Consider the following 25,000-nt stretch of genomic DNA (forward strand, 5'->3'; position numbering starts at 1 on the left):
TTGCAAACCGACCCTTGGCTACGCGACCGTAGGTTGTAAATACCGGCATGCCAGAATAAATGCATGACGAAATCCGCGTGGAATCCTGTTGTCCTCTGGTCCAAACCCGAAGCCGAACGGGCCGGCACCCCGCTGCTGGTGCTGTTCCACGGTTACCTGGCCAATGAAGAGGACCTGATGGGGCTGGCCGATTACCTGCCCTCTGACTTCACCATCGCTTCGGTCCGGGCACCGCAGGCCTCCGGGCCGGGCTACACCTGGTTCCCGCTGATGAGCGACGCCGATTACTCAGTGGACGCAGTGGTTGATTCGGTAGCGGACGTCGCCGCATGGCTCGACACCGTTCGGGACAATCACACCAGCGTCAGCCTCTTGGGCTTTTCGATGGGGATGGCCGTGGCCACCACCCTGATGCGGCACCGGCCGCAGGACTTCGCCGCCGTCGTCGGACTCTCCGGTTTTGTGGTCCCTTCGCAGGACAACCCGTTCTTCCACGACGACGAACTGCAGCCGGGCGGCATGCAGTTCTTCTGGGGACGCGACCAGGCCGACCCGGTCATCGACGCGCCGCGGATCGAATACACGCACGCGTGGCTCAATGCCCACACCGCACTGACCAAGATCCTCTATTCGAACATGGGCCACGGCATCAACATGCAGGAGCTGGGCCATGTGAAGGAGTTCCTGGTGCATACGGTGCTGCGCGCCAACACCCGGGCGAACTAGCCCTCGCGGGTAACCCGCACCGTTTCGCCGTTGACGGAGACGAGGTCGCCGGCGTGCAGCTGGCGGCCGCGGCGCTCTTCAATGTCGCCGTTGACCTTGACCATTCCGTCTTCGATCAGCTGTTTGGCCTGGATGCCGTCTTCGGCCAGGTTGGCGAGCTTGAGCAGCTGGCCCAGGCGGATCATTTCGTCGCGGATGGGAAGGTCTTGGGCATCGGAGGAACTCATGCCTCCATTCTGCCCGACTTTCCCGCCGCTGCTTCCGCTGGCCGGTCCGAGCCGTTGACGGTTGTAGGGTAGTCGGGTGCCAAATGCTGTGCGGATGTCCCCGCTGATCGGTCTGCCCCTGTCCCTGCTCGCCGGGGTTGCCATCCCGTCCCAGGCCCGCGTCAACGGCGCCCTGGGGGAACGGCTCGACGACGGCCTGGCCGCCGCCCTGGTCAGCTTCCTGGTGGGGCTGGTGGTCATGATCGGCATCAGCCTGGCCCTGCCCCGCGGCCGGGCCGGCACCGGACAGCTGATTCCCTCGCTGCGGGAACGGCGGTTCCCGCGCTACTACGTGCTGGCCGGCATGATCGGCGGCTACTTCGTGCTCTCCCAGACCCTGACGGTGGCCGTCCTGGGCGTGGCAGTGTTCACGGTCGCCGCCGTCGCCGGGCAGACCCTCACCGGGCTGGTGGTGGACCGGCTCGGTATCGGACCGGCCGGCAAGAAGGCGCTGACCGTGATGCGCGTAGTCGGCGCGGTGCTGACCATTGCCGCCGTGGCCTGGGCCGTCAGCCCGAAGCTTGGGGGCGGGGGAGAGCCGTCCGAATGGCTCCTGCCGGTGCTGCTTCCCCTGACTGCCGGCATGCTGATGAGTTTCCAGCAGGCCATGAACGGCACCACGGGCATGCATTACGGCACCCCCATCACCGCCACGCTGGTGAACTTCATTTCCGGCACCGTCCTGCTGGCCGCGATGTGGGGAATCAAGGTGGCGGTTTCGGGACCGGGCAATCCGCTGCCCGGCGAGTGGTGGCTGTACCTCGGCGGGCCGCTGGGCTGCATCTTCATCGGTGTCGGTGCCCTGCTGGTGCGCAGCCTGGGAGTCCTGCTGACCAGTCTCGGGCTCATCGGCGGACAGCTGATCGGCTCGCTGCTCCTGGACATTGTCTTCCCCGCGCCCGGTTCGGTGGTAGTGGCGGCAACGGTACTCGGCACGCTGCTGACACTGGTCGCCATCGTGCTGGCCACGCTGCCGTGGAACATGCCCGGCGGCGGCCCGTTCCGCCGTCGTCGTACCGGCCGGACCAACATCGGATCCACCCCGCGCTGAACCCGGAAAACGCCGCTCGCGCGGGCCGGTAGGTAAGCGGGGCGTCGCCGCCTTAAGCTGGTAGTTGTAGCTTTGCCCGGGCGGCTCAGAACCGTGCACCCGTTTCGCGGTGGTACGGATGCCCAAGGGACACCAGAAGAGGACCGCACCCAGCGGCCCCCTCGACACGAAAAGAACGGCGGTACCATTCCATGGCTTCGACCAAATCCAAGCTGGATCCCATCATCTCCCTGGCCAAGCGCCGGGGGTTCGTCTTCCAGTCGGGAGAGATTTACGGCGGGTCCCGGTCCGCCTGGGATTACGGCCCCCTGGGTGTCGAACTCAAGGAAAACATCAAGAAGCAGTGGTGGCAGCACATGGTCCGCGGCCGCGACGACGTCGTCGGGCTGGATTCCGCCGTCATTCTTCCGCGCCAGGTCTGGGAAGCTTCCGGCCACGTTGAGGTGTTCTCGGATCCGCTGGTGGAGTGCCTGAGCTGCCACAAGCGCTACCGGGCCGACCACCTCGAAGAGGCCTACGAGGAAAAGAAGGGCCACGCACCCGAAAACGGCCTGGCCGACATTGCCTGCGCCAACTGCGGCACCAAGGGCCAGTGGACCGAACCGCAGGAATTCTCCGGCCTGCTCAAGACCTTCCTCGGCCCCGTGGCCAATGAAGAAGGCATGCATTACCTTCGCCCCGAAACCGCGCAGGGCATCTTCGTGAACTTCAACAACGTGCTGACCACTTCGCGCAAGAAGCCGCCGTTCGGCATCGGCCAGATCGGCAAGAGCTTCCGCAACGAAATCACGCCGGGCAACTTCATTTTCCGCACCCGCGAGTTCGAGCAGATGGAAATGGAGTTCTTCGTCGAGCCGGGCACGGACGAGGAATGGCACAAGTACTGGATCGAAAACCGGTTCAACTGGTACACGGAGCTGGGGATCAACCCGGAGAACCTGCGCCTCTTCGAGCACCCGCTGGAGAAGCTCAGCCACTACTCCAAGGGCACCACCGACGTCGAATACCGCTTCGGTTTCCAGGGCTCCGAGTGGGGCGAGCTCGAGGGCATTGCCAACCGCACCGACTTCGACCTCGGCACGCACTCCAAGCACTCCGGTACGGACCTGAGCTACTTCAACCAGGCCACGAACGAACGCTTCACCCCGTACGTGATCGAGCCCGCCGCCGGCCTGACCCGTTCCTTCATGGCGTTCCTCGTGGATTCCTACACCGAGGATGAGGCACCCAACGCGAAGGGCGGCGTCGACAAGCGCACCGTCCTGAAGCTGGATCCGCGCCTGGCACCGGTCAAGGCTGCCGTGCTGCCGCTCAGCCGCAACGAAGACCTTTCGCCCAAGGCCAAGGACCTCGCCGCGCAGCTGCGCCGCAACTGGAACATCGACTTCGACGACGCCGGCGCCATTGGCCGCCGGTACCGCCGGCAGGACGAAATCGGCACCCCGTTCTGCATCACCGTCGACTTCGACACGCTCGAGGACCAGGCTGTGACCGTCCGCGAACGCGACACCATGGCGCAGGAGCGCGTGAGCCTGGACAAGGTTGAGGGCTACCTGGCCGAACGGCTGATCGGCGCGTAATGGCTATTTCGTTCCGCGAATGGCGTGAAGACGACGATCTCAAGCTCAACCAGCTCTGGGGCGACCCGGAGAGTGCGCAGGCCGGGCAGTTCCGTGCCGTGCTGCGCCCGTCCTCCAATGAGCCGTGGAGCCGCTGCATCGTGGCCGAAGACGACGGCATTCCGGTAGCAGCCGGCGTTGTCTACGAGACGAGCCTGCACCCGGACCGGCTGTGGGCCTACGTGGAGGTAGCCCGGGAAAACCGGCACGCCGGCCTGGGCACCGCCCTGCTGGGCATGCTGCGCAAGGAAGCCGAGTCGGCGCCGTCGGGCGTGACCAAGCTGCGCGCGAAGGTGGAGCCGGGCACCCCGGCCGCCGGGTTCGCCGAAGCAGCCGGGCTCACCCCGATCCAGCGGTCCTGCGTGGTGCTGGTGGAACCGGGCAAGCTGAAGCTGCCCGTATTCACCGACGACGGACCCCAGCTGGACGAAGCAGCCACCGGTTCGGTGGAACTCACCCAGTCAGTCACGCAGTTCTACAACGCCGTGCATGACTGGGACCGCGCCGACATGACACTCGGCAAGGCCCAGCAGATGCTGCTGAATGACGCCACCGGAGCTTCCGGCGCTGTCGTCCTGCGGGACAAGCCGAAGAAGGACGGCGGGAAGATCGCTGCCTTCGCCGTGAGCTACACGCAGGAACGCACGGACGAACCCGCCGATGTGCTGGTGGGGTATGACACCACCCTGGACCTCGACGAGGCGCAGGCCGCAGTGGAGTCCCTGGTGGCGATGCTCGCGTACCAGTACCCGGTGCAGCTGGAAGTGGATGAGTCCATGACCGCAGTGGTCCGGGCCCTGGAACCGCTGATCAAGGCGGGTGTGGCCCGGCAGGTCGGCAGCGAAACGCTGATCCTCAGCGACTAGCCTTCCTCAGCAGAACGAAAAGAGGCGGCCCCCGCACCATGCGGGGCCGCCTCTTTTCGTGTCAGGACTCAGGACTGCAGCCGCCCGGACAACGCATAAAGCACGGCTGCGGCCACATCATCCACGGAACGTTCCGGATCGAACACCAGCCAGTCAAGCGCACCCATCAGGGTGGCGCCAAAGACGCTGCCGGCAATCAGGGTCAGCCGGTCCGTTCCGCCGTCGGGCAGGCCGTCGGGCCCGCCGGTCTGACGGATGGGCTCCACGAACTCGGCCAGCGCCTCCTGCCGCAGCAGGTGCAGGGAGTGCTGCCAGGTCCGGTCTGTGCGCAGGATCTCCGCAGCCATGAGCTTGGCCAGGGCGCGGTTTTCGGACAGCAGCTCCAGCAGGGCGCGGACCATCGACTCGATGGCCTTCCAGCCGGCCAGGCCGCTGCGCGCATTCCGGAGGCACTCGGTCAAGGCGCCCACACCCTCCAGCAGGAGCTTCTCGAAGAGCTTGTCCTTGGAGGAGAAGTTGTAATAGAGGCTGCCCTTGGCCACCCCGGCCCGTTCGGCCACGTCGTCCATGGTGGTTCCGGAGATGCCGTTGGCGGCGGCCAGGTCCAATGCGGCGTCGAGTATGGCGCGCTTCGTGCCGGATTCGCGTGGCATGCGGCAATGGGTCCTTAGGCGGAAGGGAAATACTGTCCCTTCGATCTTAGATGCCGCCGGGCCCGGGCCGGACTACGGTGCCGGTGCGGGTGCCTCCGGAGGGATCACGGGAGGTTCGAAGCTGAAGGTCATGCCCAGCAGCCAGACCAGCAGCAGCACCACCGGGAGGTGGATGGTGAACTGCAGGAACGTGAATCCCACCAGGTCCCTGGCCCGCAGCTTCAAGACCGCCAGCAGCGGGAGCATAAAGAAGGGATTCACCAGGTTCGGCAGGGCCTCGGCTACGTTGTAGATCTGTACGGTCCAGCCCAGGTTCATTTCGACGTCGGTGGCGGACTGCATCACATAGGGTGCCTCCACCAGCCACTTCCCGCCGCCCGATGGAACAAAGACGCCGAGGATGACGGTATAGACCGCAATCACCACGGCAAAGCCGCCCCCGGAACCGATGCTGGTGAAGAACTCGGCCAGATGTTCGGAGACGGTTATGCCGCCGGACCCCTCAGCCTTCGTCAGGATGGCCGCCATGGCCGCATACAGGGGGAACTGCACCAGGATGCCGGCCGTCGCCGGAACGGCCTTGGTTACCGCCTGCAGGAAGTTGCGCGGGGTGCCGTGCAGCACCAGGCCCAGGATCAGGAAGACCAGCAGATAGCCGTTCAGGCTCGAGATCACCGTCAGGAAGGGCTTGGTCACGAACTGCGATACCAGCCAGCCGACGGTGAGCAGGCCGAGCAGCACCGGCAGGATGCGGCTGTACTCCAGCCACTCGCCTGGACGCTCGCGCTTGGCCGCCGGCTCCGGGGAATCGTCCAGGTCCACGCCCAGGTCCTGCGCCGTGCGGATAGCCGCCCCGCGCGGAGCGGAGAAGTGGGCAATGAGGGTAGTCAGCACGATGAGGATGGCGCAGGTCAGCAGGGACTGCCACGTGAAGATGGTCTTGCCGAAGTCCAGCACCCCGGTGACCTCCAACAGCGCCGGCGGCAGGGAGGCCGCCGTTGCCTGCAGCTGCGCGGCTGAGGAAGAGAGCCCCAGCGCCCACACGGCGCCCAGCCCCATAAACGCCGCTGCTCCCAGGGCGCGGTAGTCCACTTGGAGGTCGCGCCGGCGGGCAATCGCACGTGCCAGCAGCCCGCCGAAGACCAGGCTAAGCCCCCAGTTCAGGAAGGACACGGACATGGACAGGAAAGCCACGAAGCTGACGGCGGTTGCCGCCGTCTGCGGAACAAGCGCCAGCCGGGCGATCAGCCGTGCCACCGGCGGGGACGTGGCCACGGTGTAGCCGGTGAGCACCACCATGGCCATCTGCAGGGTAAAGGCCGTGAGGTCCCAGAAGCCGTTCCCGAAGGAGTCCACCACGGCCTGCGGCGAGGAACCGTTCAGCAGGGCAGCCAAAGCGACAAGAACCACGCCGCCGAGGGCGAAGACATAAGCATCCGGGAACCATTTCTCCGTCCAGCGGGCCATCACCTGGGCTACGCGGGCCAACCCCTTCTCGGACGGTGCGGAGGTGCTCTTGGCAGCGGTGGTCATGGGAAACCTCGAATCTTCGGTTGCAGCGGCGAAACCGATTTGATGCTGAAGTGAAAAGTGATGCAGATCACCAGCACGCTAGGGTGGCAGGGAACCGGTGTCAATTCCCCGCGCCGTCAGCTTTCCCGGGCTCGGCGCCGGGCGGTACCGGATTTGCATCGGCTTGCGAGAATAGAGGGGTGACTGTTTTATCTCCGGAACTCAAGCTTGAGCTTCCCCCGCTGCAACTAGGCCCGATCACCGTGGACACCCCGGTGATCCTGGCACCCATGGCCGGCATCACCAACAAGGCCTTCCGCCGGCTCTGCCGCGAATACGGGGGAGGGCTGTACGTGACTGAGATGGTCACCTCCCGCGCCCTCGTGGAACGTTCGCCGGAATCCATGCGGATCATCAAGCACGACGACGACGAAAAGGTCCGTTCCGTCCAGCTCTACGGCGTGGACCCCAAGACCGTCGGTGCAGCCGTCCGCCTGCTGGTCGAGGAGGACCGTGCCGACCACATTGACCTGAACTTCGGCTGCCCCGTCCCGAAGGTCACCCGCAAGGGCGGCGGTTCGGCCCTGCCGTGGAAGCTGGACCTGTTCACCGCCATTGTGCAGACGGCGGTGAAGGAAGCCTCCCGGGGCAACGTGCCGCTGACCATCAAGATGCGCAAGGGCATTGACGAGGACCACCTGACCTTCCTTGATGCCGGGAAGATCGCCCGCGACTCCGGCGTTGCTGCCGTGACCCTGCACGGACGTACCGCGTCGCAGTTCTACTCCGGCAAAGCCGACTGGTCCGCCATCGCGGAACTGCGCGAAGCCCTGCCGGACATGAACGTCCTGGGCAACGGCGACATCTGGTCCGCTGAGGACGCCATCCGCATGGTTCGCGAAACCGGCGTTGACGGCGTCGTCATCGGACGCGGCTGCCAGGGCCGCCCGTGGCTCTTCGGTGACCTGGAAGCGGCTTTCGAGGGACGCACCGAGCGGCACCGGCCCGGATTGAAGCAGGTATCCGACAGTGTGTACCGGCATGCGGAACTGCTGGTGGAGACCTTCGGTGACGAAGTGATTGCCCTGCGCGACATCCGCAAGCACATGGCCTGGTACTTCAAGGGCTACGTAGTAGGGGGAGACCTCCGCGCTAAACTGGCCACGGTACCGTCCCTGGCGGTACTCCGTGAACTGCTGGACCAGCTGGACCCCGATGCTCCCTACCCCGGCACAGACGCCGAGGGACCGCGCGGACGGGCCGGAACACCCAAAAAGACAGCGCTGCCGGAAGGCTGGTTGGACGGGCGGGAACTCAACGCCGCCCAGAAATCCATCATCTCGGCAGCCGAACTCGACGTATCAGGCGGCTAAAGCAACCCATGACCTTCCCGCAGGCAGTCCAAACCGCAGGCTATACCGAAGTTGACCTGGCCCGCTGGGTTACGGAACCGGCGAAAAACACCAACCGCACGCAGTTCGGCCGAGACCGGGCACGGGTGCTGCATTCCTCCGCCCTGCGCCGGCTGGGTGCCAAGACTCAGGTGGTCGCCCCGGATACGGACGACTTCGTCCGCACCCGGCTGACGCACAGCCTCGAAGTGGCGCAGGTGGGCCGGGAACTGGGCAATGCGCTCGGCTGCGATCCCGACGTCGTCGACGCCGCGTGCCTGTCCCATGACCTGGGCCACCCGCCCTTCGGCCACAACGGCGAGACCGCGCTTAACGACATTGCGCATGCGATCGGCGGCTTCGAAGGCAACGCGCAGACGCTGCGGCTGCTGACCCGGCTGGAGCCGAAGATCATTGCTCCCGACGGCACGCCTGCCGGGCTGAATTTGACCCGGGCAAGCCTGGACGCCGCCACCAAATACCCGTGGTCCATTGCAGACGCTCCGCTCGTCAACGGGCACCGCACCACGAAGTTCGGTGTCTACGAGGATGACCTGCCCGTCTTCACCTGGCTGCGCGACGGAGCTCCGGACGGACGCTCCTGCCTCGAAGCGCAGGTGATGGACCTGGCGGACGACATCTCCTACTCGGTGCACGACGTCGAAGACGCAATAGTCGCCGGCCACGTCCAGCTCAAATGGCTGGACAATCCCGACCAGCGTGCCCGCGTGGTCGGCTACACGCAGCAGTGGTACCTGCCGGGCGTCGAGGCCGCCGCCATTGAAGCCGCCCTCGCACGGCTGGAAGCCACGAACGTCTGGGTGCGCGAATCCGACGGCAGCCGCCGTGCGATGGCTGCCCTGAAGGACATGACCAGCCAGCTCATCGGCCGGTTCTGCAACAGCGCCCTCGAAGCGACGCGGGGCATCTACGGCACCGATCCGCTGACCCGGTACAACGCCGAAATGGTGGTCCCCGAGGACACCCAGCTGGAAATCGCCGTTATGAAGGGCCTGGCCACCACGTTCGTTATGACCACTGACCAACGCCAGCCCCTGTACGAACGCCAGCGTGAGATTCTCACTGCCCTCGTCGCCCAGCTCTCCGCCACCGGGGATAAGCACCTGGACCCGATGTTCGCCGCAGACTGGCGGGACGCGGCCGACGACGGCGCCCGGCTGCGCGTCGTCGTCGACCAGGTGGCCTCGCTGACGGACGGTTCGGCACTCGCCCTCCACGAGCGGCTCGTAGGTCCGGTTCCGGCGCTCTGGTAGGGGTTCCGGTCAACTCTCTGGCGGTGGGGTGCTTGCCCCGTTAGCCTTTGGCGCGGGGTGGTCCAGCGTCCGGTGATTCACTATCGCCGGGCGGTCGGCCGAACACGCGCACCCGAGGACCGCCAATGAGCACACAGCAGTCAACCCGTTCCCGTCAGATACGTCGCGTCAGGAAAGGAAGCCGACGGTTCCACTCTCGGAGCCTCCTGGTTTTCCTGCTGGGCCTGGCGATGTTGCCGCTGGGGCTGCCCGCGCAGGCCGCCGTGGATCCCGGGCCTCTTCTTGGTGCGCCTTCTGGCAACAACTCGAACACTGACATCGTGATCACCTCGCTGGGTGCCGGGACAAGGGTGTCGGGAGGGCTGCCGCCCCTGGGGCAAACCTGGCCCATTGACGCGTATCCCGCCGGTGTTCCGGCCGGGTACCAGACGGAAAACGTCAACTTTGCCGGCATCATCAATACCCAGGACGCCAGCGGCACCACCACTGCCGAGATGTACTGCATCGACCTGCGCACCTCCACGAGAGCGGGAATCGGCTACGAAAACGGCTCGTGGGATGAGTCCAACGTTCCCAACATCGGGTACGTCAACCGGATCCTGAACAATTATTATCCGAGTACGAACCTCCCCGCCGGCGTGAATAACAACACGAGGGCGGCCGCAGTGCAGGCAGCCATCTGGTTTTTCACGGACGGCTACGTGGTAAATCGGCAAAGCAGCATCTACTCCACAGTTGCGTCGATCGTGAATGCGACCATCGCAGCCGGGCCGCTGGAGGAGCCGGACCCTCCGGCGATCGCCATCACTCCGCCCACTACCGGAGCACCCGTGACCGGAGTCGCCGGACCGCACACGGTGACGTCGGAAGCGGATGAAATCGAAGTAACGGTGGACGAAGGCTTCAGCCTCTACGCCGACGCCGACGGGACCGTTCCGCTGAACAGTCCAGTTCCCAGCGGAACGCAGATCTGGGTGCGAAGCGACACGGGCGCAACGGGACCGGCAAACCTAACGGCCCGGGCCGCGGTCACCGTACCCACTGGCAACGTCTATCTCTACGACGCGGCAACGCCGGGGGTGGACAACGCCCAGAAGCTGATCCTAGCTGTCACGCGGGAGCTCAGCTCCAACGCGACGGCGGCCGCAGCCTTCACCGAGGTGGGCTCCCTTACCGTCACGAAGACGATTGCCGGACCGTCCGCCGGCAGCCAGGACGCCGTCGTTATCAATATCGACTGCGGCACCGGGACCCCGTTCACCTTCACCATCGACGCGCAGGCCACCGGGACAGCGTCCGAGACGTTCAACGACATTCCCGCGGGTTCCACCTGCACCATCACCGAACCGACCACCGGAGCCAATGACAGCGTCCAGGTGAGCACTATCCTGCCCGGCGCCGTCACGATCGTGTCCGGCAGCACTGCGACGGCGGCGGTCACGGACACCTATACCTTTACGCCGGGAACGCTGGTGGTAACCAAGACCAATACCGGGGAGGCTGCCGGCGCCCAAGGCGAGGTGACCATCTCCGTCGTCTGCACCCTGGACGGGACCACCGTGCTGGACACCACGGTAAACATTCCGGAGGGAACCATTACCCCCGAGGCGGCCGAATTCCCCGACCTTGCCGCCGGCACCAGCTGCACCGTGACGGAAACGGCTGATGGTTCAAGCGAGGCCGTGGCCGTTACCGTGACCGGGGAAGGGACCGTAACGGTTCCGCCCGCAAGCAGCGTTACTGCCGCCCTGACCAATGACTACACCTTCACCACCGGAACCCTCGCCGTTAGAAAGGACATCGCCGGGGCCGGGGCAGGACGGCAGGGGGTCGTCACACTGCAGGTGACCTGCACCGCTGCAGGCGCGACGGTCCTGAACGAGACCGTGACCGTTGCAGCCGGCACCACTGAGCCGACCACCGAGGAGTTCGAGGACCTGCCTGCGGGAGCCACCTGCACGGTCACCGAGACCGCCAACGGCGCCACCACCGAGGTCAGCGTCACCACTGTGGTTGATCCAGCGGGCGGGACTGTCACCATCCCTGCCGACGGCGGCGCGGAAGTGGTTTTCACGGATACCTACACAGTGAACCCCGGTGCCCTGACCGTGGACAAGGTGATCGCCGGCCCGGCAGCCCGGGAGCAGGGTCCCATCACGGTCGAGGTCGTCTGCACCGCAGACGGAGAAGAGGTGGTCCGGCAGGAAATCACCATCGCAGCAGGCGCCGAAGGAACCGTTCCCGGCACAGTCAGCGAAATTCCGGAAGGTGCCAGCTGCGCGGTCACCGAACCAGCAACAGGTGAAACGTCCACGGTGGGTGTCACAGTGGACCTGCCCGAAGACGTGACCATAGCCGCCGGGGAAACGGCGGAAGCCACCGTCACCAATACCTACGCCGTGAACCCGGGCTCCCTGACCGTCACCAAAGTCATCGCCGGTAATGCGGCTGGAAACCAGGATTCGGTGGAGGTCGATGTCCTATGCACCCTGGACGGGGTGACGGTGTTTGAGGAGATCTCACAGGTTCCGGCCGGAACCACCGAAGACGTGGGCGCGGTGTTCTCGAATATCCCGGCAGGCGCCTCCTGCGCCATTACGGAACCGGTGACCGGAGCCACTGCGGCAGTCACCGTGGACACTGATTTGCCCGGCGACGTCGAAATCCTGGCGGGCGATACCGTCGACACCACGGTGACGAATACATATGCGTTCCTCCCGGGCACGCTTGCGGTCACAAAGGTCATTACCGGTGAGGCAGCGGGGGAGCAGGGGGAGATTATCCTGCAGGTCCGGTGCGGACCGGACGGCTCGGTGCTGGACGAAACCGTAAGGATCCCTGCCGGCGCCACGGGGGACGTGACCGCTGAATTCGATGGTCTGGCTGCGGGCAGTGAATGCACGGTGACGGAGATAGCCAGCGGGGCTACGTCTGCGGTGCAAGTGGTCTCGGCCCTTCCGGCTCCGGTCACCATCCCCGCCAGGGGTACCGCCACGGCAGAGGTGTCCAATACGTTCAGCTTCGCAGCGGGTCCGGGTCCGGCGGATCGGCCGGCACCGGCCGGGTACAAGCCGAGCCGGCCGTACCTGCCTGCCACCGGGCTGGAGGTATCCGCCGGTGCCTATCTGGCGCTGGGCGCGGGGCTGTGCCTGATCGGCGGCCTGGGGATCTTCCTCGGCCGGCGTCCGGAAGAGGAGAACTAGGGAATATCGGAGGCGTTCGGCGCCCGCGGCTTCATTCGCGGACGCCGAGCGCATCTTCCCCGCTTCGCCGGGGCTTCCCGGCCGGTTTGGCGGGGAAGAATAGACTGGATGCTATGGCCGGACTGATCAAGCGTGAAGACATAGATGAAGTGCGGCTGCGCACTGATATCAAGGCCGTGATCGATGGTTACGTGACCCTGAAATCGGCGGGTATCGGCTCCTTTAAGGGGTTGTGCCCTTTCCACGACGAGCGCTCGCCGTCCTTCCATGTCCGTCCGCAGGTGGGCACCTACCACTGCTTCGGCTGCGGTGAGAGCGGCGACGTCATCTCCTTTGTGCAGAAGATGGACCACGGCACCTTCTCCGAAACGGTGGAGAAACTCGCCGCCCGGCTCGGCTACGAACTGCACTACGAAGACGGCGGCACCGGACCCCGCCGCGAAGACGTGGGCAAGCGCCAGCGCCTGCTTGATGCGCACAAGGTAGCGGCAGAGTTCTTCCGCAGCCAGCTCGGCACCCAGGGAGCCGCCGCGGCCCGGAACTTCCTCCAGGAACGCGGCTTCGACCCGGCAGCAGCGGAGCACTTCGGGGTCGGCTATGCCCCGCAGGGCTGGGATTCGCTGCTCAAGCACCTCACGGCCAAGGGCTTCACCCGCGAGGAACTCGCCGAAACCGGAATGTTCTCCACCGGCTCGGACGCCTCCCGGTTCTACGACCGCTTCCGCGGCCGGCTCATCTGGCCCATCCGGGACCTCACCGGCGCCGTTATCGGCTTCGGCGCACGCAAGCTCTACGAAGACGACCAGGGCCCCAAGTACCTCAACACCCCCGAAACGCCGCTTTACAAGAAATCGCAGGTCCTTTACGGCATCGACCTGGCCAAGCGGGACATTGCCAAGACCCGGCAGCTGGTGGTCGTGGAAGGCTACACCGACGTTATGGCGTGCCACCTGGCCGGCATCACCACCGCCGTCGCCACCTGCGGCACTGCCTTCGGCACCGACCACATCAAGATCGCCCGCCGGCTGCTCTCCGACGACGGCACCGGGGGAGAGGTCATCTTCACCTTCGACGGCGACGCCGCGGGACAGAAGGCGGCACTGCGCGCCTTCGAAGAGGACCAGCGGTTCACTGCCCAGACCTACGTGGCCGTGGACCCCAACGGCATGGACCCTTGCGACATCCGCCAGACGCACGGCGACTCCGCGGTTGCCGAACTGATCTCTTCCCGCCGCCCGCTGTTCGAGTTCGCTATCCGCTCCACGCTGCGTAAGTTCGACCTCAACACCGTGGAGGGCCGCGTTTCCGCACTGCGCGCCGCGGCGCCGGTGGTGGCGGACATCCGTGACCCGGCCATGCGGCCCGCGTACGCGCGGGAACTCGCGGGGTGGCTCGGGACCGACGTCGACGACGTCAGCCGTGCGGTCAATGCCGCTGCCAAGCGCGGAACGGCAGGTCCGGGCGGAGACAATGCCGGACAGGCAGCACCGGCAGGGCGGCGCCAGGAAGGGCAGCCGGGGCGGCAGCAATACGGCCAGCGCGGCGGCCAGCAGGGCGGGGGTCAGCAGCAGTACGGCCAGCAGCGTGGGGGCCAGCAGCAGTACGGCCGGCGCGATGAGCAATCGCCGCGGCAGTGGCAGGGGCAGCAGAGCGAGCAGCAGGAGCCGGAGCGTTCATCCGGGTTCAGCCGTCCCAACCCGAATGATCCCGCCGCCCGGATGGAACGGCAGGCGCTGGAAGTCGCCCTGCAGCAGCCGGGCATGCTCGACGCCGGACAGTGGGAACGCTTCAAGGCGGCCCGGTTCACGGTTCCGGCCTATGTGGCTGTCCATGACGCAATCCGTGCTGCCGGTGAAGCCGGAACCGCGCCCGCCGCCTGGGTGGAACGGGTGCGGGAGGAACTGCCGGAGCCGATGCGCGGTTTCGTCAGCGAGCTGGCCGTGACGCCGCTGCCGGCCCGGGACGCCGATGCGCTGGCCCTGTACTGCCGGGACATTTTGAACCGGCTCTTCGAGCTCCAGGTGACGCACCTCAAGGCCGAAAAGCTGGGGCAGCTGCAGCGCCTGGATCCGAACGCCGATCCGGAACTGTTCCACCAGCTCAACCGTGAGCTCATGGAGCTGGAGATGCAGCGCCGGGCCCTGCGGGGAGACCAGTAACCGCCCCGATTCCTCCGGCAGGGTGCCGATTTCGTTTCGGCGCAGAATCTCTGTAAAGTAAAACCTGCCGCTTTCCCCCGTAGCTCAATTGGCAGAGCATTCGACTGTTAATCGAAGGGTTACTGGTTCGAGTCCAGTCGGGGGAGCAACTAAGAAGGCCCCTGATCTGCAGCTATGCAGGTCGGGGGTCTTTTTTGTGCTGCCCGAGCCCGCCAAGCATTGCGCCGAGGCCCGCGGCGAGGACGTGGGCCTGGCTCAGCGGCATCCACCAGCAGGTCCAGGCTGCGGGTGGCCCGCCGTGCTCCGGATCCGGCTCGCCGGCGTCCCAGCGGGCGGCCGGATCCATGGACGGAACCTCCAGCAGGAAGAAGTGCCGGGTCGCAATCTCCTGGCGCATCGGCCGCAGGTCGTACCGGGACTCGCCGAGATATGCCGCAACCTTGCCGGGTAACCCGGTTTCCTCCCGCAGCTCGCGGACTGCGGCATCGGCCGCCTTTTCACCGGGCCGGATCGTTCCCGCCGGAACCTGCACGCCCGTGACTTCCAGGGGCACCTCCTTGTGGGTGAAAACCAGCAGGTGGCCCTGCTGCACCGCATAGCAGACGACTTTCCGGACCTGATTGACCATGCGCAACTGTCTCACGGGCCCAGCGTCCGTGGCCCGCCAGCACACCGGAGTGCCTTAAGGGAGGTGTGGTTCGGAAGGACCGGAAACTTCCTGTATAGTTGAGGACGCCGCTTTCCCCCGTAGCTCAATTGGCAGAGCATTCGACTGTTAATCGAAGGGTTACTGGTTCGAGTCCAGTCGGGGGAGCCAGCAAAGGGTCTGTGACCGGGTTTCACCCGTGTTGCAGGCCCTTTTTCGTGGGAGCTCCAGCGGCCCTCCCGCGGTTTGTCTGGATCCCCGCACTTTGTCCGGTTTCCTGCGGTGCGCGGCGCAGGGATCTGCACAAAACGCAGGGATGCACCCGCACCCGGGGGATTCGCTCGCGCGCCAAGTTGCAGGCTGGCCCATTCCTGCGCTTAGACTGGCAGTCATCGCGCCCGGCAGGGCAGTTCCGGCATCCCCGGACCCCGCCCCCGGCCGCTAAGGCATCCCATCCTGTTGCCTCTGGCCCGGAGCCCTACGGCTTCCGGTATCCGCCGTCCCTGCGCCCGTTCATCCCGGGCCCGCACGGCGGGACCTTCCCTGGAACCAACAGCTGGAGCACACCGCTATGCCTACACCTGAAACTGCTTCACCCGCGCCCGTCGCCGCCAATTTGAACAGTGCCGATCCCATTACGGCCGAAGAAATCCTTGCCGCGCACGAGGGAGGGAAACTCTCCGTGGAAACCCGGCTGCCGCTGGATTCCAAGCGGGCTCTGTCCATTGCCTACACGCCGGGTGTCGCCCAGGTCAGCCGGGCCATCGCCGCCGACCCGGAACTGGCCGCAACCCACACCTGGGCCTCCCGGCTGGTGGTGGTGGTCAGCGACGGCACCGCCGTCCTGGGGCTGGGGGATATCGGTGCCGCCGCATCCCTGCCGGTGATGGAAGGGAAATCTGCACTCTTCCGCACCTTCGGCGGCCTGAACTCGATTCCGTTGGTGCTGGATACCACCAACGTGGACGAAATCATCGAAACCCTCGTCAGGCTGCGGCCCAGCTACGGAGCCGTGAACCTGGAAGATATCTCCGCGCCGCGCTGCTTCGAACTGGAGCAGCGGTTGATCGAAGCGCTGGACTGCCCCGTAATGCACGACGACCAGCACGGCACCGCCATTGTGGTGCTGGCGGCACTGCGCAATGCCGCCCGGGTGACCGGCCGGGAACTGCGGAACCTGCGGGTGGTGATTTCCGGCGCCGGCGCGGCCGGGGTCGCATGCGCCAATATCCTGCTGGAAGCGGGAATCGCCGACGTCGTTGTGCTGGACTCACAGGGCATCGTTTCGGGTTCCCGGAGCGGGCTCACCAGCATCAAGGCGGACCTGGCTGCCCGGACCAACCCCCGGGGCGTCGACGGCGGCACGGCCGAGGCGCTGAAGGGAGCAGACGTTTTTATCGGCGTCTCCTCAGGAACGGTTTCGGAGGAAGTCCTTTCGGGCATGGCACCCGAGGCCATCATCTTCGCCCTGTCCAACCCCGATCCTGAAGTCCATCCGGACATCGCCCGCCGCCACGCCGCCGTCGTCGCCACCGGCCGCAGCGACTTCCCGAACCAGATCAACAACGTCCTCGCCTTTCCGGGCGTGTTCCGAGGCGCGCTGGACAGCGGCTGCCGTCGGATCACCGCCCGGATGAAGGTTGCCGCGGCTGCGGCAATCGCGGATCTCGTGGGGGAGGACCTGCGGGCGGAATACATCGTCCCCAGCGCGTTGGATCCCCGGGTGGCACCTGCCGTGGCAGCAGCGGTCGCGGCGGCATCAGGATAACCGCCTGCGGTCGGAGCAGCGCCGGGGCCCTGTGAAGTGGACGACATCGGGTATGTTCCCCTTCCACGGTTCCGGCGTCCCGACGGGGCGCCCCGCCCGGTGCCTGCGCCGGAATACCAGGGCGGGGACCACCAATCTGCGCGTTTCGATGGGTGCGTATCTGTTGCTGGAGGCGTGCTCCGGCTACCGTGCATGAACAAGCATGCTTAGTGTTGTGCGTAGGCTTAAGTGTTTTGACACCAGTCACGTGTACGCAGCTAGTTGAGTAGAAAAAGAGGAACGGTCGATGGGCGCGACGCAGCCAGGACCTAACAAAGGCGGATCCGAACGGGTGGCCCACCCCGGCAAGGTGATTGGTGTCACCGTTGCCGCAGCGGTGGGCGGATTGCTCTTCGGGTTCGATACTGCAGTGATCAACGGCGCGGTGGATGCCATCGGCGAGGAATTCACCCTCAGCCCGGGCATCCTGGGCTTTACCGTGGCCATCACGCTGCTCGGCTGTGCTGCCGGTGCATGGTTTGCCGGCCAACTGGCGGACAAGCTGGGCCGCAAATTGGTTATGGTCGGTGCCGCCGTGCTGTTTGCGGCCAACTCCGTGGGCTCGGCACTGGCCTTCTCCGAGTGGGACCTCATGCTCTGGCGGCTGGTCGGCGGCCTGGCCATCGGTACCGCGTCCGTCATCGCCCCCGGCTACATTGCCGAAGTTGCCCCCGCCAAATGGCGCGGCGCGCTGGGTTCAGTCCAGCAGCTGGCAATCACGATCGGCATCTTTGCCGCCCTGCTCTCCGACGCCTTCCTGGCGAACACCGCAGGCAGCGCGCTCGGTGAACTGTGGTGGGGCCTGCCGGCCTGGCGCTGGATGCTGCTGGTCGGCGTCGTCCCCGCCATTGTCTACGGTGTCCTGGCGCTGACCATTCCGGAATCCCCGCAGTACCTGGTCCGGAAAAACCGCGACGCGGAAGCCGCCAAGGTGCTCACCTCCATCTCCGGTGTGACGGATACGGACCGCAAGATCGCCGACATCCGCGACAGCTTCAAGAGCCCGCAGCCGACGTTCCGGGACCTGCGCGGACCCAAGTTCGGCCTGCAGCCCATTCTCTGGGTGGGCATGGCCATCGCCGCGTTCCAGCAGCTGGTCGGCATCAACGCGATCTTCTACTACTCCACCACCCTGTGGAAGTCCGTAGGCTTCAGCGAGAGCGATTCCTTTACGACGTCGGTGATCACCTCGATCGTGAACGTGCTGATGACCCTGGTAGCGATTGCCTTCGTGGACCGCATCGGCCGGCGCAAGCTGCTGATGATCGGCTCCGCCGGTATGTTCGTGGGCCTGCTGGCAGCCACGGTTTCGTTCTTCCAGGCCGTGGACGTAGACGGCGAAGTCTCCCTGCCCGGTATCTGGGGCCCGGTGGCCCTGGTGGGCGCAAACCTCTTCGTGGTCTTCTTTGCGGCCACTTGGGGTCCGGTCATGTGGGTGACGCTGGGCGAGGTCTTCCCGAACAACATCCGGTCCCTGGCCCTGGGCCTGGGCGCCATGGTCAACTGGATCTTCAATTTCATTGTTACCCTTGCCTTCCCGTGGGTCAGCGATAACTTCGGGGTCTGGATTATGTACGCCATCTTTACCGCGTTCGCGGTGCTGTCCTTCTGGTTCGTGAAGACCAAACTTCCCGAGCTGTCCGGCCGCGAGCTCGAGGACCGTGAGGGCCTCGAAACGTCCTGACGCGCAGCTGGTGCGGATGGGCAAACTGATAACGCTGAGGAGAATGGTAATTTGGGGTTATGGCAACGGTGAATACTGAACAGGGGACGGAGGCTGGGCGCATGAACCGCTCCGCTAGCACTCGGACACAGCGAACGGCGGGAAGCTCGTCGCTGGTTGGGCTGGCGAAGGTCATGGCCCGCCTGACGCCGCGTCAGCTGAATGACGAGTTCGCCCTCGCCACAGCCGAAATGAAGCAAAAGGGCATCAAGGCAGGCATTGCTGCGGCCTTTATGGTCGTGGCTCTGCTTATGGTTGCCGCACTGGCCATTTCGCTGCTGGTAGCCGGCATCCTGGCACTGTCGCTGGTCCTGCCGGGCTGGCTGGCCGCCCTGCTGGTCGCCGCACTGTTCCTGGTGATCGCAGGCATCGCCGGACTCATTGGCTACAGCCGCTTCAAGAAGACCCTCCCGCTGCTTCCTGAGGAAGCCATCCGCGGCATCCGCTACGACGTCGGCGTGCTGAAGGAAGGCCGCAGCTTCGATCCGGCCACACTGGACAAGCCCAAGGAACCGAAGGAAAAGAAGGACAAGAAGGCCGAGAAGGACGACAAGCCTGAAGGTCCGAAGCAGCCCACTCCCGAGGAACTGCGCACCCGTGCGCGGCAGCGCCGCGAGCACCTCGCTGCGGTCCGTGACGGGCTCGGCGAGAAGGTGGACGTCAAGGCGCGCATCCAGGAGCTGAAGTCCCGCCGTGCTGCCGCATCCCGCGGCAAGGAAGCCAGCACCGCCGGTCCCTCCACGTCCGACGATGTGCTGGCCATGATCAAGGAACGCTGGCAGCCGCTCTCGGTAATGGCCGCCTCCCTGCTGGCACTGCTCCTCATGTCCCGTCGGCTCGCGCGAAAGTAAGCTGTACTCGTACATCTTTGACGAGGGGATCGGACCGTGATCAGATTTATCGGTGCCGGAGCGCGTCCCGATACGGAAATTACCGTATCGGAACGGTTCTGGACCCTACCGAATCTGGTCACGGTCCTTCGCTTTCTCGGCATCCCCCTGTTTGTGCTGTTCATCAGCCAGGACCGCTACGGGAGTGCGTTCCTCACCCTGGTGGCAGTGGGCTGTACCGACTGGATAGACGGCTACCTGGCCCGCCGGCTGAACCAGGTCTCCGCTACCGGCCAGTGGCTGGATCCGGTAGCCGACAGGCTGGCACTGATCATTGTGGCCGCCGCCTTTGTGGCAGACGGCATCGCGCCGGCCTGGTTGATCCTGAGCATCGCCATCCCCGACGCCGTCCTGATCGCCAATTCGCTCCTGCTGTTCCGGGGCAACCCCGATCTGCCGGTAAGCATCGTCGGCAAAATCCGCACCGCGTTGCTGCTGCTGGGTGCGCCCCTGCTGCTGCTGGAACGGGTGGAGGGATTTGACCATCACTGGCTCTTGGCGGCCGGTTCCGCCGTACTGGCACTGGGCTGCATCGGTCACGTGGCGGCGGCCGCCGGATACCTCGTGGCTGCGTGGCGTAAATACCTGCACCAGCGCGAGCATGTACCGGCCGGAACCGGGACCGGCCATGCACCCTAGGGCACACTCCGTTTCCCCGCACTGCACGGCAGCTCCTGGACCGGGCCGATGGTAGGGATCGCCGTAGCCTGCGCCTTGGCCAGCGCTTTTTTCCTTGCCTTCGGTGCCCAGCGCCAAGGCAGCGCCGTCAAGGCGGACACTGGCGGCCTGGGCCTGAACTCCTCCCAGATCAGCCGCCTGCTGCGCAACCCCCGCTGGCTTTTCGGGCTTTTGCTGCTGGGGACGGGCATGGCCCTGAACGTGGCTGCACTGTCAATGGCTCCCCTGACGGTGGTGCAGCCGATTGGTTCCATCGCACTGGTCATCACGACAGTCGTGAATTCACGGGACCAGGGCCTGCACATGAACCGCATTACGGTCGCGGCCATTACTGCGTGCGTTGCCGGCAGCATGCTTTTTGTGTCGCTGGCCATCATGGTCACCCGCTCAGAGCAGGTAGTGGAGCCGCGGCAGGAAGTGACTATTGTCCTCATCCTCGCCGTCGTCGTGATCTTCTTCGGCGGCCTGAACGTGTTTTTCGGCAAGCGGCTGCGGGCCATCGTGCACATCCTCGGCGCCGGCATCCTGTTCGGCTTCGTTGCCGTCCTGACCAAGGTTATTGCCGGGGACCTGCTCAACCCGAACGGCCGGTTCCTCCTGAACGTGCCCTGGTACACCATCGTGGCGATCGCCGCTGCCGGTGCGCTTGGTTCCTGGTTCGTGCAGAACGCCTACTCGAGCGGCCCGCCGGACCTGGTGATTGCGGGGCTGACGGTAATCGACCCCATGGTGGGAATCGCCATCGGCATTGGAGTCCTGCACGAATTGCGGCCGGATGTTCCCGCCGTCGCCGCGGTGGCCATGTCCGTGGCGGCCCTGATTGCTATTGTTGGGGTCGTTGCCCTCTCGAGGTATCACCCTGACGTTATTCAACGTCGGAACGAAGAGCGGAGGCGGCAGAAGCCGGCCTCAAAGAATCCGAAAGCAGGACCTACAACGTGACCGACGCCCCGGTAGACAAACCGCTGACTGTCCTCATCGCTTGTGACACTTATCCTCCCCACCTGAACGGCGCCGCGCAGTTCGGCTACCGGCTGGCCCGGGGGATGCACGGGCGTGGGCACAACGTCCACGTACTGGCTCCCAATGATGTCAACGGCGGCAGCCGAAGCGACCTTGAGGGAGAGTGGCCGGTCCACCGGCTCCGTTCCCACGGGGTTCCTACCCATGAATACTGGCGGATCTGCCTGCCCTGGGAGATCAAGAAGGAAATTGCGCTGCTGTTCGACCGGGTGCAGCCCGACGTCGTGCACATCCAGTGCCACTACATGGTGGGGGAGTACACGCTCTACGAAGCCCGTAAGCGCGGCATCCGCGTCATCGCGACGAACCACTTCATGCCGGAAAACCTGGATCCGTTCCTGCCCTTCCCGAAATGGGTCAAGCGGATTGTCGCGACCAACTCCTGGAAGGACATGGGCAAGGTCATGGGCCAGGCCCACGTGGTCACCACGCCGACGCCGCTGGCTGCCGAGGCGATGTACCGCCACGCCTTCCTGCACGACGTGATGCCGTTGTCCAACGGTATTGACGCGTCGGTTTACGAGCTCCGTGACGGGGAGCAGATTCCCCCGCACGAAGCGCCCACGGTTCTGTTTGTCGGCCGGCTGGCCGAGGAGAAGCACGTGGATGTGCTGATTGACGCCGTAGCGAAGACTCCGGCCCACCTCGGAGTGCGGGCGGAAATCATCGGCGGCGGCGAAGTCCGTCCCGGGCTGGAAGCCCAGGTGCAGCGGCTGGGATTGCAGGACCGGGTGGTCTTCCGCGGACTGGTCTCCGATGAAGAACTGCGCGAGGCGTACCTCAAAGCCGACCTGTTCTGCATGCCGGGTACCGCCGAGCTTCAGTCGCTGGTGACGCTGGAGGCGATGTCGGCGTCGAAACCGGTACTGCTGGCCGATGCGATGGCGTTGCCGCACCTTGTGGACAAGGGGCGCAACGGCTACCTGTTTACGCCGGGAGACAGCTCGGAGCTTGCCGGGCGCATCACGGAAATCCTGGAGCTGCCCGCCGACGAGCGGGCGAAGATGGGCCGGACCAGCCGCGAGATGGTGGACCGGCACAGCCTGGAAGCCACGTTGTCCACCTTTGAAGATCTCTACCGCGGGGATCCGGGGAAACGCGTGAACGCGGGCTGATTGGTTGTCCAGTCCCCGGACCCACTAGGATGGCATCGTTGCCTTCTTGGGCACCCGGGGCTGTAGCTCAGCTGGTCAGAGCAGCGGACTCATAATCCGTGGGTCGTGGGTTCAAGCCCCACCAGCCCTACCCGAAACGGATCGGACGAACGTCCCGGTCCGCCTTAGTAAACGCCCCTGTCTTCGGACCGGGGCGTTTTCTTTTGCCTGGACATGATTCGCCGGAGGCGCCCCGTAGGCCCGCTATCTGTACTCCCAGTGGGCCTAAGCAGACACACGCCGGCGAGGCAATTTTCCGCAGACGTTGTGATCGTTGTTACTGGTGGGTAACATGGGCTCAGCCGGTTCCCGGATGGGCACCAGCGGATCACCGATGATCAGCAGCGAAGGACATTCTCCATGGCACTTATCGACGTCGACAACCTTCCGTACCCGGACGGCGACTTCTACGCATTCGAAGACCTGCTCACCGACAAGGAGCGCGACCGCTTGCACGAGATCCGTGCCTGGCTCGCCGCCGAGGTCAAGCCGCATGCCGCTGATTGGTGGAACGCCGGGGAATTCCCGCACCACATGATCCCCAAGATTGCCGAACTGGACGTTATGAGCCCGGTTTACCGACAGGGCTACTCCAACCTTTTCGCGGGTCTTTGCCATGCCGAGATCACCCGTGCCGACACGTCCTTCGCCACCTTCCTGGGTGTCCATGACGGTCTCTTCACCGGCTCCATCGAGGCACTGGCCTCCGAGGAGCAGAAGGCAGCCTGGCTGCCGGACATCTACGCCATGAAGAAGATCGGCGCCTTCGGCCTGACGGAGCCGCTGGGCGGTTCCGACGTTGCCGGCGGCACCCGCACTACCGCCCGCCGCGAGGGGGACAACTGGATCCTCAACGGTGAAAAGCGCTGGATCGGCAATGCGACCTTCTCCGACTGGGTGGTCATTTACGCCCGCGACCTCGAGGACAACCAGGTCAAGGGTTTCCTGGTCGACACCAAGACCCCCGGCTACACGGCGACGAAGATCGAAAACAAGATCGCCCTGCGCACGGTCCAGAACGCTGACATTGTCCTCGACAACGTAGTGGTGAGTGACGACTTCCACCTCAAGGGCGCAAACAGCTTCCGCGACACCAACAAGGTCCTGAAGGTTACCCGCCTGGCCGTGGCCTGGCAGGCCGTAGGCCAGCAGATGGCTGCCTTCGACGTCGCCCGCAAGTACGCGGTCGAGCGCAAGCAGTTCGGCAAGCCGCTGGCATCCTTCCAGCTGGTGCAGGAACAGCTGGTGAAGATCCTGGGCAACACCGTCGCCTCGCTGGGCATGATGGTCCGCCTGGCGCAGCTCGAAGACCTCGGGCAGGCCAAGGATGAGCAGTCCGCCCTCGCCAAGGCCTTCACCACTGCCCGTATGCGCGAGTCCGTTGCCTTGGGTCGCAGCATCCTGGGCGGAAACGGCATTGTCACCGACTTCGGCATGGCTAAGATCTTCGCTGACGCCGAGGCCATCTACTCGTACGAAGGCACGTACGAGATCAATACTCTGGTCACCGGACGGGCGATCACCGGAGTGGCTGCGTTCGTATAGCCCCTTTCGGAATCAACGTCCGCTAGACCAGCAAAGAACCCCGGCCGGATCCTGCAAAGGGTCCGGCCGGGACGTTTAACCGGGGTCTGAAGTCGGCGGGATCGTCGGAGGCACCGGAAGGAGGATCGAGGGCCGGCGGTCGGTCACATAGTTGAGCGGATCCACGTAGTCCCCGTCCAGCCGGACGCCCCAATGCACGCATCCCGGACCGCAGTGCGGACCCGATCGGACGGAACCTGCCACCGTGCCCTTTGACACTGCGGTGCCCACCGGCACGGACGCCTCGACGGGTTCGAAACTGCTCAACAAGCCGCCTCCGTGGTCAATGGTCAGGACCGGCCGGTCCACCACCCGGCGGGCAAAAACGACGCGCCCGTCCGCAGGGGCCAGGACCCCGGCGCCCTCGGCCGCGGCGACGTCGATACCGCGGTGCCCCGCCAGCCAGGGCTGTGCCGGGGGATCGAAGGACCTCAGGAGGGAAGGTTCCGGGTTCAGGGGCCAGGTCCAGGGCGGGGAATAGGCCGACGCGGTGACAGCGGACTGCGGGTCGACTGCCACCGACGCGGGGGCAAGGACGGTCAAAATCGCCGCGAGGGGCAGGGCGGGTGTTCGCTTCATGGAGCAACCCTGCGTCCGCGCGGGCTCCAGTTGCCGATTTCCCGGGCGCCGTGGTCGAAGTCCGGCTGCGGAAGACGGGTGGGGAGGAAAGGTTGACACCGGATGGCAGGGGCCCGGCGCTGTAGTACACTTGACGGAGCAGCTTGCTGTGCCATGGGACCTGCCCGGACGTTTTAGTCCAGGTTCGGTCTCGGGT

Annotated in this window: 20 protein-coding genes and 3 tRNA genes; 18 read left to right on the forward strand and 5 right to left on the reverse strand. The window is 65.4% G+C overall.

Annotation, left to right across the window (positions count from 1 at the left end):
• The first annotated feature begins 63 nt into the window (after positions 1-63).
• On the forward strand, positions 64-726 hold the full coding sequence (locus N2K99_RS05285; protein WP_227924414.1) for an alpha/beta hydrolase: 663 nt from the start codon (positions 64-66) through the stop codon (positions 724-726).
• Here the strand turns inward: N2K99_RS05285 and N2K99_RS05290 are convergent.
• On the reverse strand, positions 723-953 hold the full coding sequence (locus tag N2K99_RS05290; RefSeq protein ID WP_227924415.1) for an RNA-binding S4 domain-containing protein: 231 nt from the start codon (positions 951-953) through the stop codon (positions 723-725). The two genes, N2K99_RS05285 and N2K99_RS05290, sit on opposite strands and share 4 nt — an antisense overlap.
• A gap of 76 nt (positions 954-1,029) precedes the next feature.
• Here N2K99_RS05290 and N2K99_RS05295 point away from each other — a divergent pair, with 76 nt between their 5' ends.
• The 3 genes from N2K99_RS05295 to N2K99_RS05305 all read left to right on the forward strand — a co-directional run bounded on the left by N2K99_RS05295 (position 1,030) and on the right by N2K99_RS05305 (position 4,528).
• Positions 1,030-2,043: a DMT family transporter gene (locus tag N2K99_RS05295; RefSeq protein WP_227934539.1), complete on the forward strand. Its 1,014-nt coding sequence runs from the start codon at positions 1,030-1,032 to the stop codon at positions 2,041-2,043.
• 191 nt (positions 2,044-2,234) lie between these two features.
• On the forward strand, positions 2,235-3,623 hold the full coding sequence (locus N2K99_RS05300; protein WP_227924417.1) for a glycine--tRNA ligase: 1,389 nt from the start codon (positions 2,235-2,237) through the stop codon (positions 3,621-3,623).
• Complete coding sequence (locus N2K99_RS05305) at positions 3,623-4,528, forward strand: GNAT family N-acetyltransferase (RefSeq protein ID WP_227934540.1); 906 nt, start codon at positions 3,623-3,625, stop codon at positions 4,526-4,528. The genes N2K99_RS05300 and N2K99_RS05305 overlap by 1 nt, the downstream gene beginning before the upstream one ends.
• Positions 4,529-4,596: 68 nt before the next feature.
• On the opposite strand, the gene N2K99_RS05310 is transcribed toward N2K99_RS05305, so the two are convergent.
• Together N2K99_RS05310 and N2K99_RS05315 are read right to left on the reverse strand one after the other, a co-directional pair.
• Positions 4,597-5,181, reverse strand: a complete 585-nt coding sequence (locus tag N2K99_RS05310; protein WP_227934541.1) for a TetR/AcrR family transcriptional regulator — start codon at positions 5,179-5,181, stop codon at positions 4,597-4,599.
• A gap of 72 nt (positions 5,182-5,253) precedes the next feature.
• Positions 5,254-6,714: a short-chain fatty acid transporter gene (locus tag N2K99_RS05315; protein WP_227934542.1), complete on the reverse strand. Its 1,461-nt coding sequence runs from the start codon at positions 6,712-6,714 to the stop codon at positions 5,254-5,256.
• A gap of 179 nt (positions 6,715-6,893) precedes the next feature.
• Between N2K99_RS05315 and dusB the strand changes: the two genes are divergently transcribed.
• From dusB to N2K99_RS05340, 5 genes are all read left to right on the forward strand, one after another.
• Positions 6,894-8,066: a tRNA dihydrouridine synthase DusB gene (gene dusB / locus N2K99_RS05320; protein WP_227934543.1), complete on the forward strand. Its 1,173-nt coding sequence runs from the start codon at positions 6,894-6,896 to the stop codon at positions 8,064-8,066.
• Positions 8,067-8,074: 8 nt separating this feature from the next.
• The gene (locus tag N2K99_RS05325; protein ID WP_227924422.1) at positions 8,075-9,358 is read left to right on the forward strand and encodes a deoxyguanosinetriphosphate triphosphohydrolase; all 1,284 of its coding nucleotides are present in this window, start codon (positions 8,075-8,077) and stop codon (positions 9,356-9,358) included.
• 320 nt (positions 9,359-9,678) lie between these two features.
• A complete protein-coding gene (locus tag N2K99_RS05330; RefSeq protein WP_227934544.1) occupies positions 9,679-12,561 on the forward strand; it encodes a thioester domain-containing protein in 2,883 nt (960 codons plus the stop codon).
• A 113-nt stretch (positions 12,562-12,674) separates the two neighbouring features.
• The gene (dnaG, locus tag N2K99_RS05335) at positions 12,675-14,720 is read left to right on the forward strand and encodes a DNA primase (RefSeq protein ID WP_227934545.1); all 2,046 of its coding nucleotides are present in this window, start codon (positions 12,675-12,677) and stop codon (positions 14,718-14,720) included.
• A 73-nt stretch (positions 14,721-14,793) separates the two neighbouring features.
• Positions 14,794-14,866: transfer RNA gene (locus tag N2K99_RS05340), tRNA-Asn, on the forward strand.
• A gap of 26 nt (positions 14,867-14,892) precedes the next feature.
• Here N2K99_RS05340 and N2K99_RS05345 read toward each other — a convergent pair.
• A complete protein-coding gene (locus N2K99_RS05345; RefSeq protein ID WP_227934546.1) occupies positions 14,893-15,348 on the reverse strand; it encodes an NUDIX domain-containing protein in 456 nt (151 codons plus the stop codon).
• A gap of 113 nt (positions 15,349-15,461) precedes the next feature.
• On the opposite strand from N2K99_RS05345, the gene N2K99_RS05350 reads away from it, so the two are divergent.
• From N2K99_RS05350 to N2K99_RS05390, 9 genes are all read left to right on the forward strand, one after another.
• Positions 15,462-15,537: transfer RNA gene (locus tag N2K99_RS05350), tRNA-Asn, on the forward strand.
• A 400-nt stretch (positions 15,538-15,937) separates the two neighbouring features.
• Entirely contained in the window at positions 15,938-17,134 is a 1,197-nt protein-coding gene (locus N2K99_RS05355; RefSeq protein ID WP_227934547.1) for an NADP-dependent malic enzyme, read from the forward strand.
• Positions 17,135-17,420: 286 nt separating this feature from the next.
• The gene (locus N2K99_RS05360) at positions 17,421-18,857 is read left to right on the forward strand and encodes a sugar porter family MFS transporter (RefSeq protein ID WP_227924427.1); all 1,437 of its coding nucleotides are present in this window, start codon (positions 17,421-17,423) and stop codon (positions 18,855-18,857) included.
• Between the two features lie 101 nt (positions 18,858-18,958).
• Positions 18,959-19,747 (forward strand): phage holin family protein, encoded by a 789-nt coding sequence (locus N2K99_RS05365; protein ID WP_227924428.1) that lies wholly within the window; start codon positions 18,959-18,961, stop codon positions 19,745-19,747.
• Positions 19,748-19,783: 36 nt separating this feature from the next.
• The gene (locus N2K99_RS05370) at positions 19,784-20,425 is read left to right on the forward strand and encodes a CDP-alcohol phosphatidyltransferase family protein (RefSeq protein WP_227934548.1); all 642 of its coding nucleotides are present in this window, start codon (positions 19,784-19,786) and stop codon (positions 20,423-20,425) included.
• Positions 20,426-20,473: 48 nt separating this feature from the next.
• Positions 20,474-21,406, forward strand: a complete 933-nt coding sequence (locus tag N2K99_RS05375) for a DMT family transporter (protein ID WP_227934549.1) — start codon at positions 20,474-20,476, stop codon at positions 21,404-21,406.
• Complete coding sequence (locus N2K99_RS05380) at positions 21,403-22,602, forward strand: glycosyltransferase (protein ID WP_227924431.1); 1,200 nt, start codon at positions 21,403-21,405, stop codon at positions 22,600-22,602. The genes N2K99_RS05375 and N2K99_RS05380 overlap by 4 nt, the downstream gene beginning before the upstream one ends.
• Before the next feature lie 56 nt (positions 22,603-22,658).
• Positions 22,659-22,732 (forward strand) — tRNA-Ile (locus N2K99_RS05385).
• Between the two features lie 269 nt (positions 22,733-23,001).
• The gene (locus N2K99_RS05390; protein ID WP_227924432.1) at positions 23,002-24,186 is read left to right on the forward strand and encodes an acyl-CoA dehydrogenase family protein; all 1,185 of its coding nucleotides are present in this window, start codon (positions 23,002-23,004) and stop codon (positions 24,184-24,186) included.
• Positions 24,187-24,261: 75 nt separating this feature from the next.
• On the opposite strand, the gene N2K99_RS05395 is transcribed toward N2K99_RS05390, so the two are convergent.
• Positions 24,262-24,804 carry a M23 family metallopeptidase gene (locus tag N2K99_RS05395; protein WP_227924433.1) on the reverse strand — a complete coding sequence of 181 codons (543 nt, stop codon included), beginning with the start codon at positions 24,802-24,804 and terminating at the stop codon, positions 24,262-24,264.
• Positions 24,805-25,000: the final 196 nt, after the last annotated feature.

The organism is Arthrobacter sp. zg-Y1110 (assembly GCF_025244865.1).
Taxonomy (GTDB): Bacteria; Actinomycetota; Actinomycetes; order Actinomycetales; family Micrococcaceae; genus Arthrobacter_B.

Bases quoted from the DNA above. Each gene is read 5' to 3' on its own strand.
- N2K99_RS05345 (WP_227934546.1), bottom strand. From the start codon at position 15,348: ATGGTCAATCAGGTCCGGAAAGTCGTCTGCTATGCGGTGCAGCAGGGC.
- N2K99_RS05305 (WP_227934540.1), top strand. From the start codon at position 3,623: ATGGCTATTTCGTTCCGCGAATGGCGTGAAGACGACGATCTCAAGCTC.
- N2K99_RS05285 (WP_227924414.1), top strand. From the start codon at position 64: ATGACGAAATCCGCGTGGAATCCTGTTGTCCTCTGGTCCAAACCCGAA.
- N2K99_RS05390 (WP_227924432.1), top strand. From the start codon at position 23,002: ATGGCACTTATCGACGTCGACAACCTTCCGTACCCGGACGGCGACTTC.
- dnaG (WP_227934545.1), top strand. From the start codon at position 12,675: ATGGCCGGACTGATCAAGCGTGAAGACATAGATGAAGTGCGGCTGCGC.
- N2K99_RS05300 (WP_227924417.1), top strand. From the start codon at position 2,235: ATGGCTTCGACCAAATCCAAGCTGGATCCCATCATCTCCCTGGCCAAG.
- N2K99_RS05375 (WP_227934549.1), top strand. From the start codon at position 20,474: ATGGTAGGGATCGCCGTAGCCTGCGCCTTGGCCAGCGCTTTTTTCCTT.
- N2K99_RS05365 (WP_227924428.1), top strand. From the start codon at position 18,959: ATGAACCGCTCCGCTAGCACTCGGACACAGCGAACGGCGGGAAGCTCG.
- N2K99_RS05315 (WP_227934542.1), bottom strand. From the start codon at position 6,714: ATGACCACCGCTGCCAAGAGCACCTCCGCACCGTCCGAGAAGGGGTTG.
- N2K99_RS05360 (WP_227924427.1), top strand. From the start codon at position 17,421: ATGGGCGCGACGCAGCCAGGACCTAACAAAGGCGGATCCGAACGGGTG.
- N2K99_RS05325 (WP_227924422.1), top strand. From the start codon at position 8,075: ATGACCTTCCCGCAGGCAGTCCAAACCGCAGGCTATACCGAAGTTGAC.
- N2K99_RS05355 (WP_227934547.1), top strand. From the start codon at position 15,938: ATGCCTACACCTGAAACTGCTTCACCCGCGCCCGTCGCCGCCAATTTG.
- N2K99_RS05395 (WP_227924433.1), bottom strand. From the start codon at position 24,804: ATGAAGCGAACACCCGCCCTGCCCCTCGCGGCGATTTTGACCGTCCTT.
- N2K99_RS05310 (WP_227934541.1), bottom strand. From the start codon at position 5,181: ATGCCACGCGAATCCGGCACGAAGCGCGCCATACTCGACGCCGCATTG.
- N2K99_RS05290 (WP_227924415.1), bottom strand. From the start codon at position 953: ATGAGTTCCTCCGATGCCCAAGACCTTCCCATCCGCGACGAAATGATC.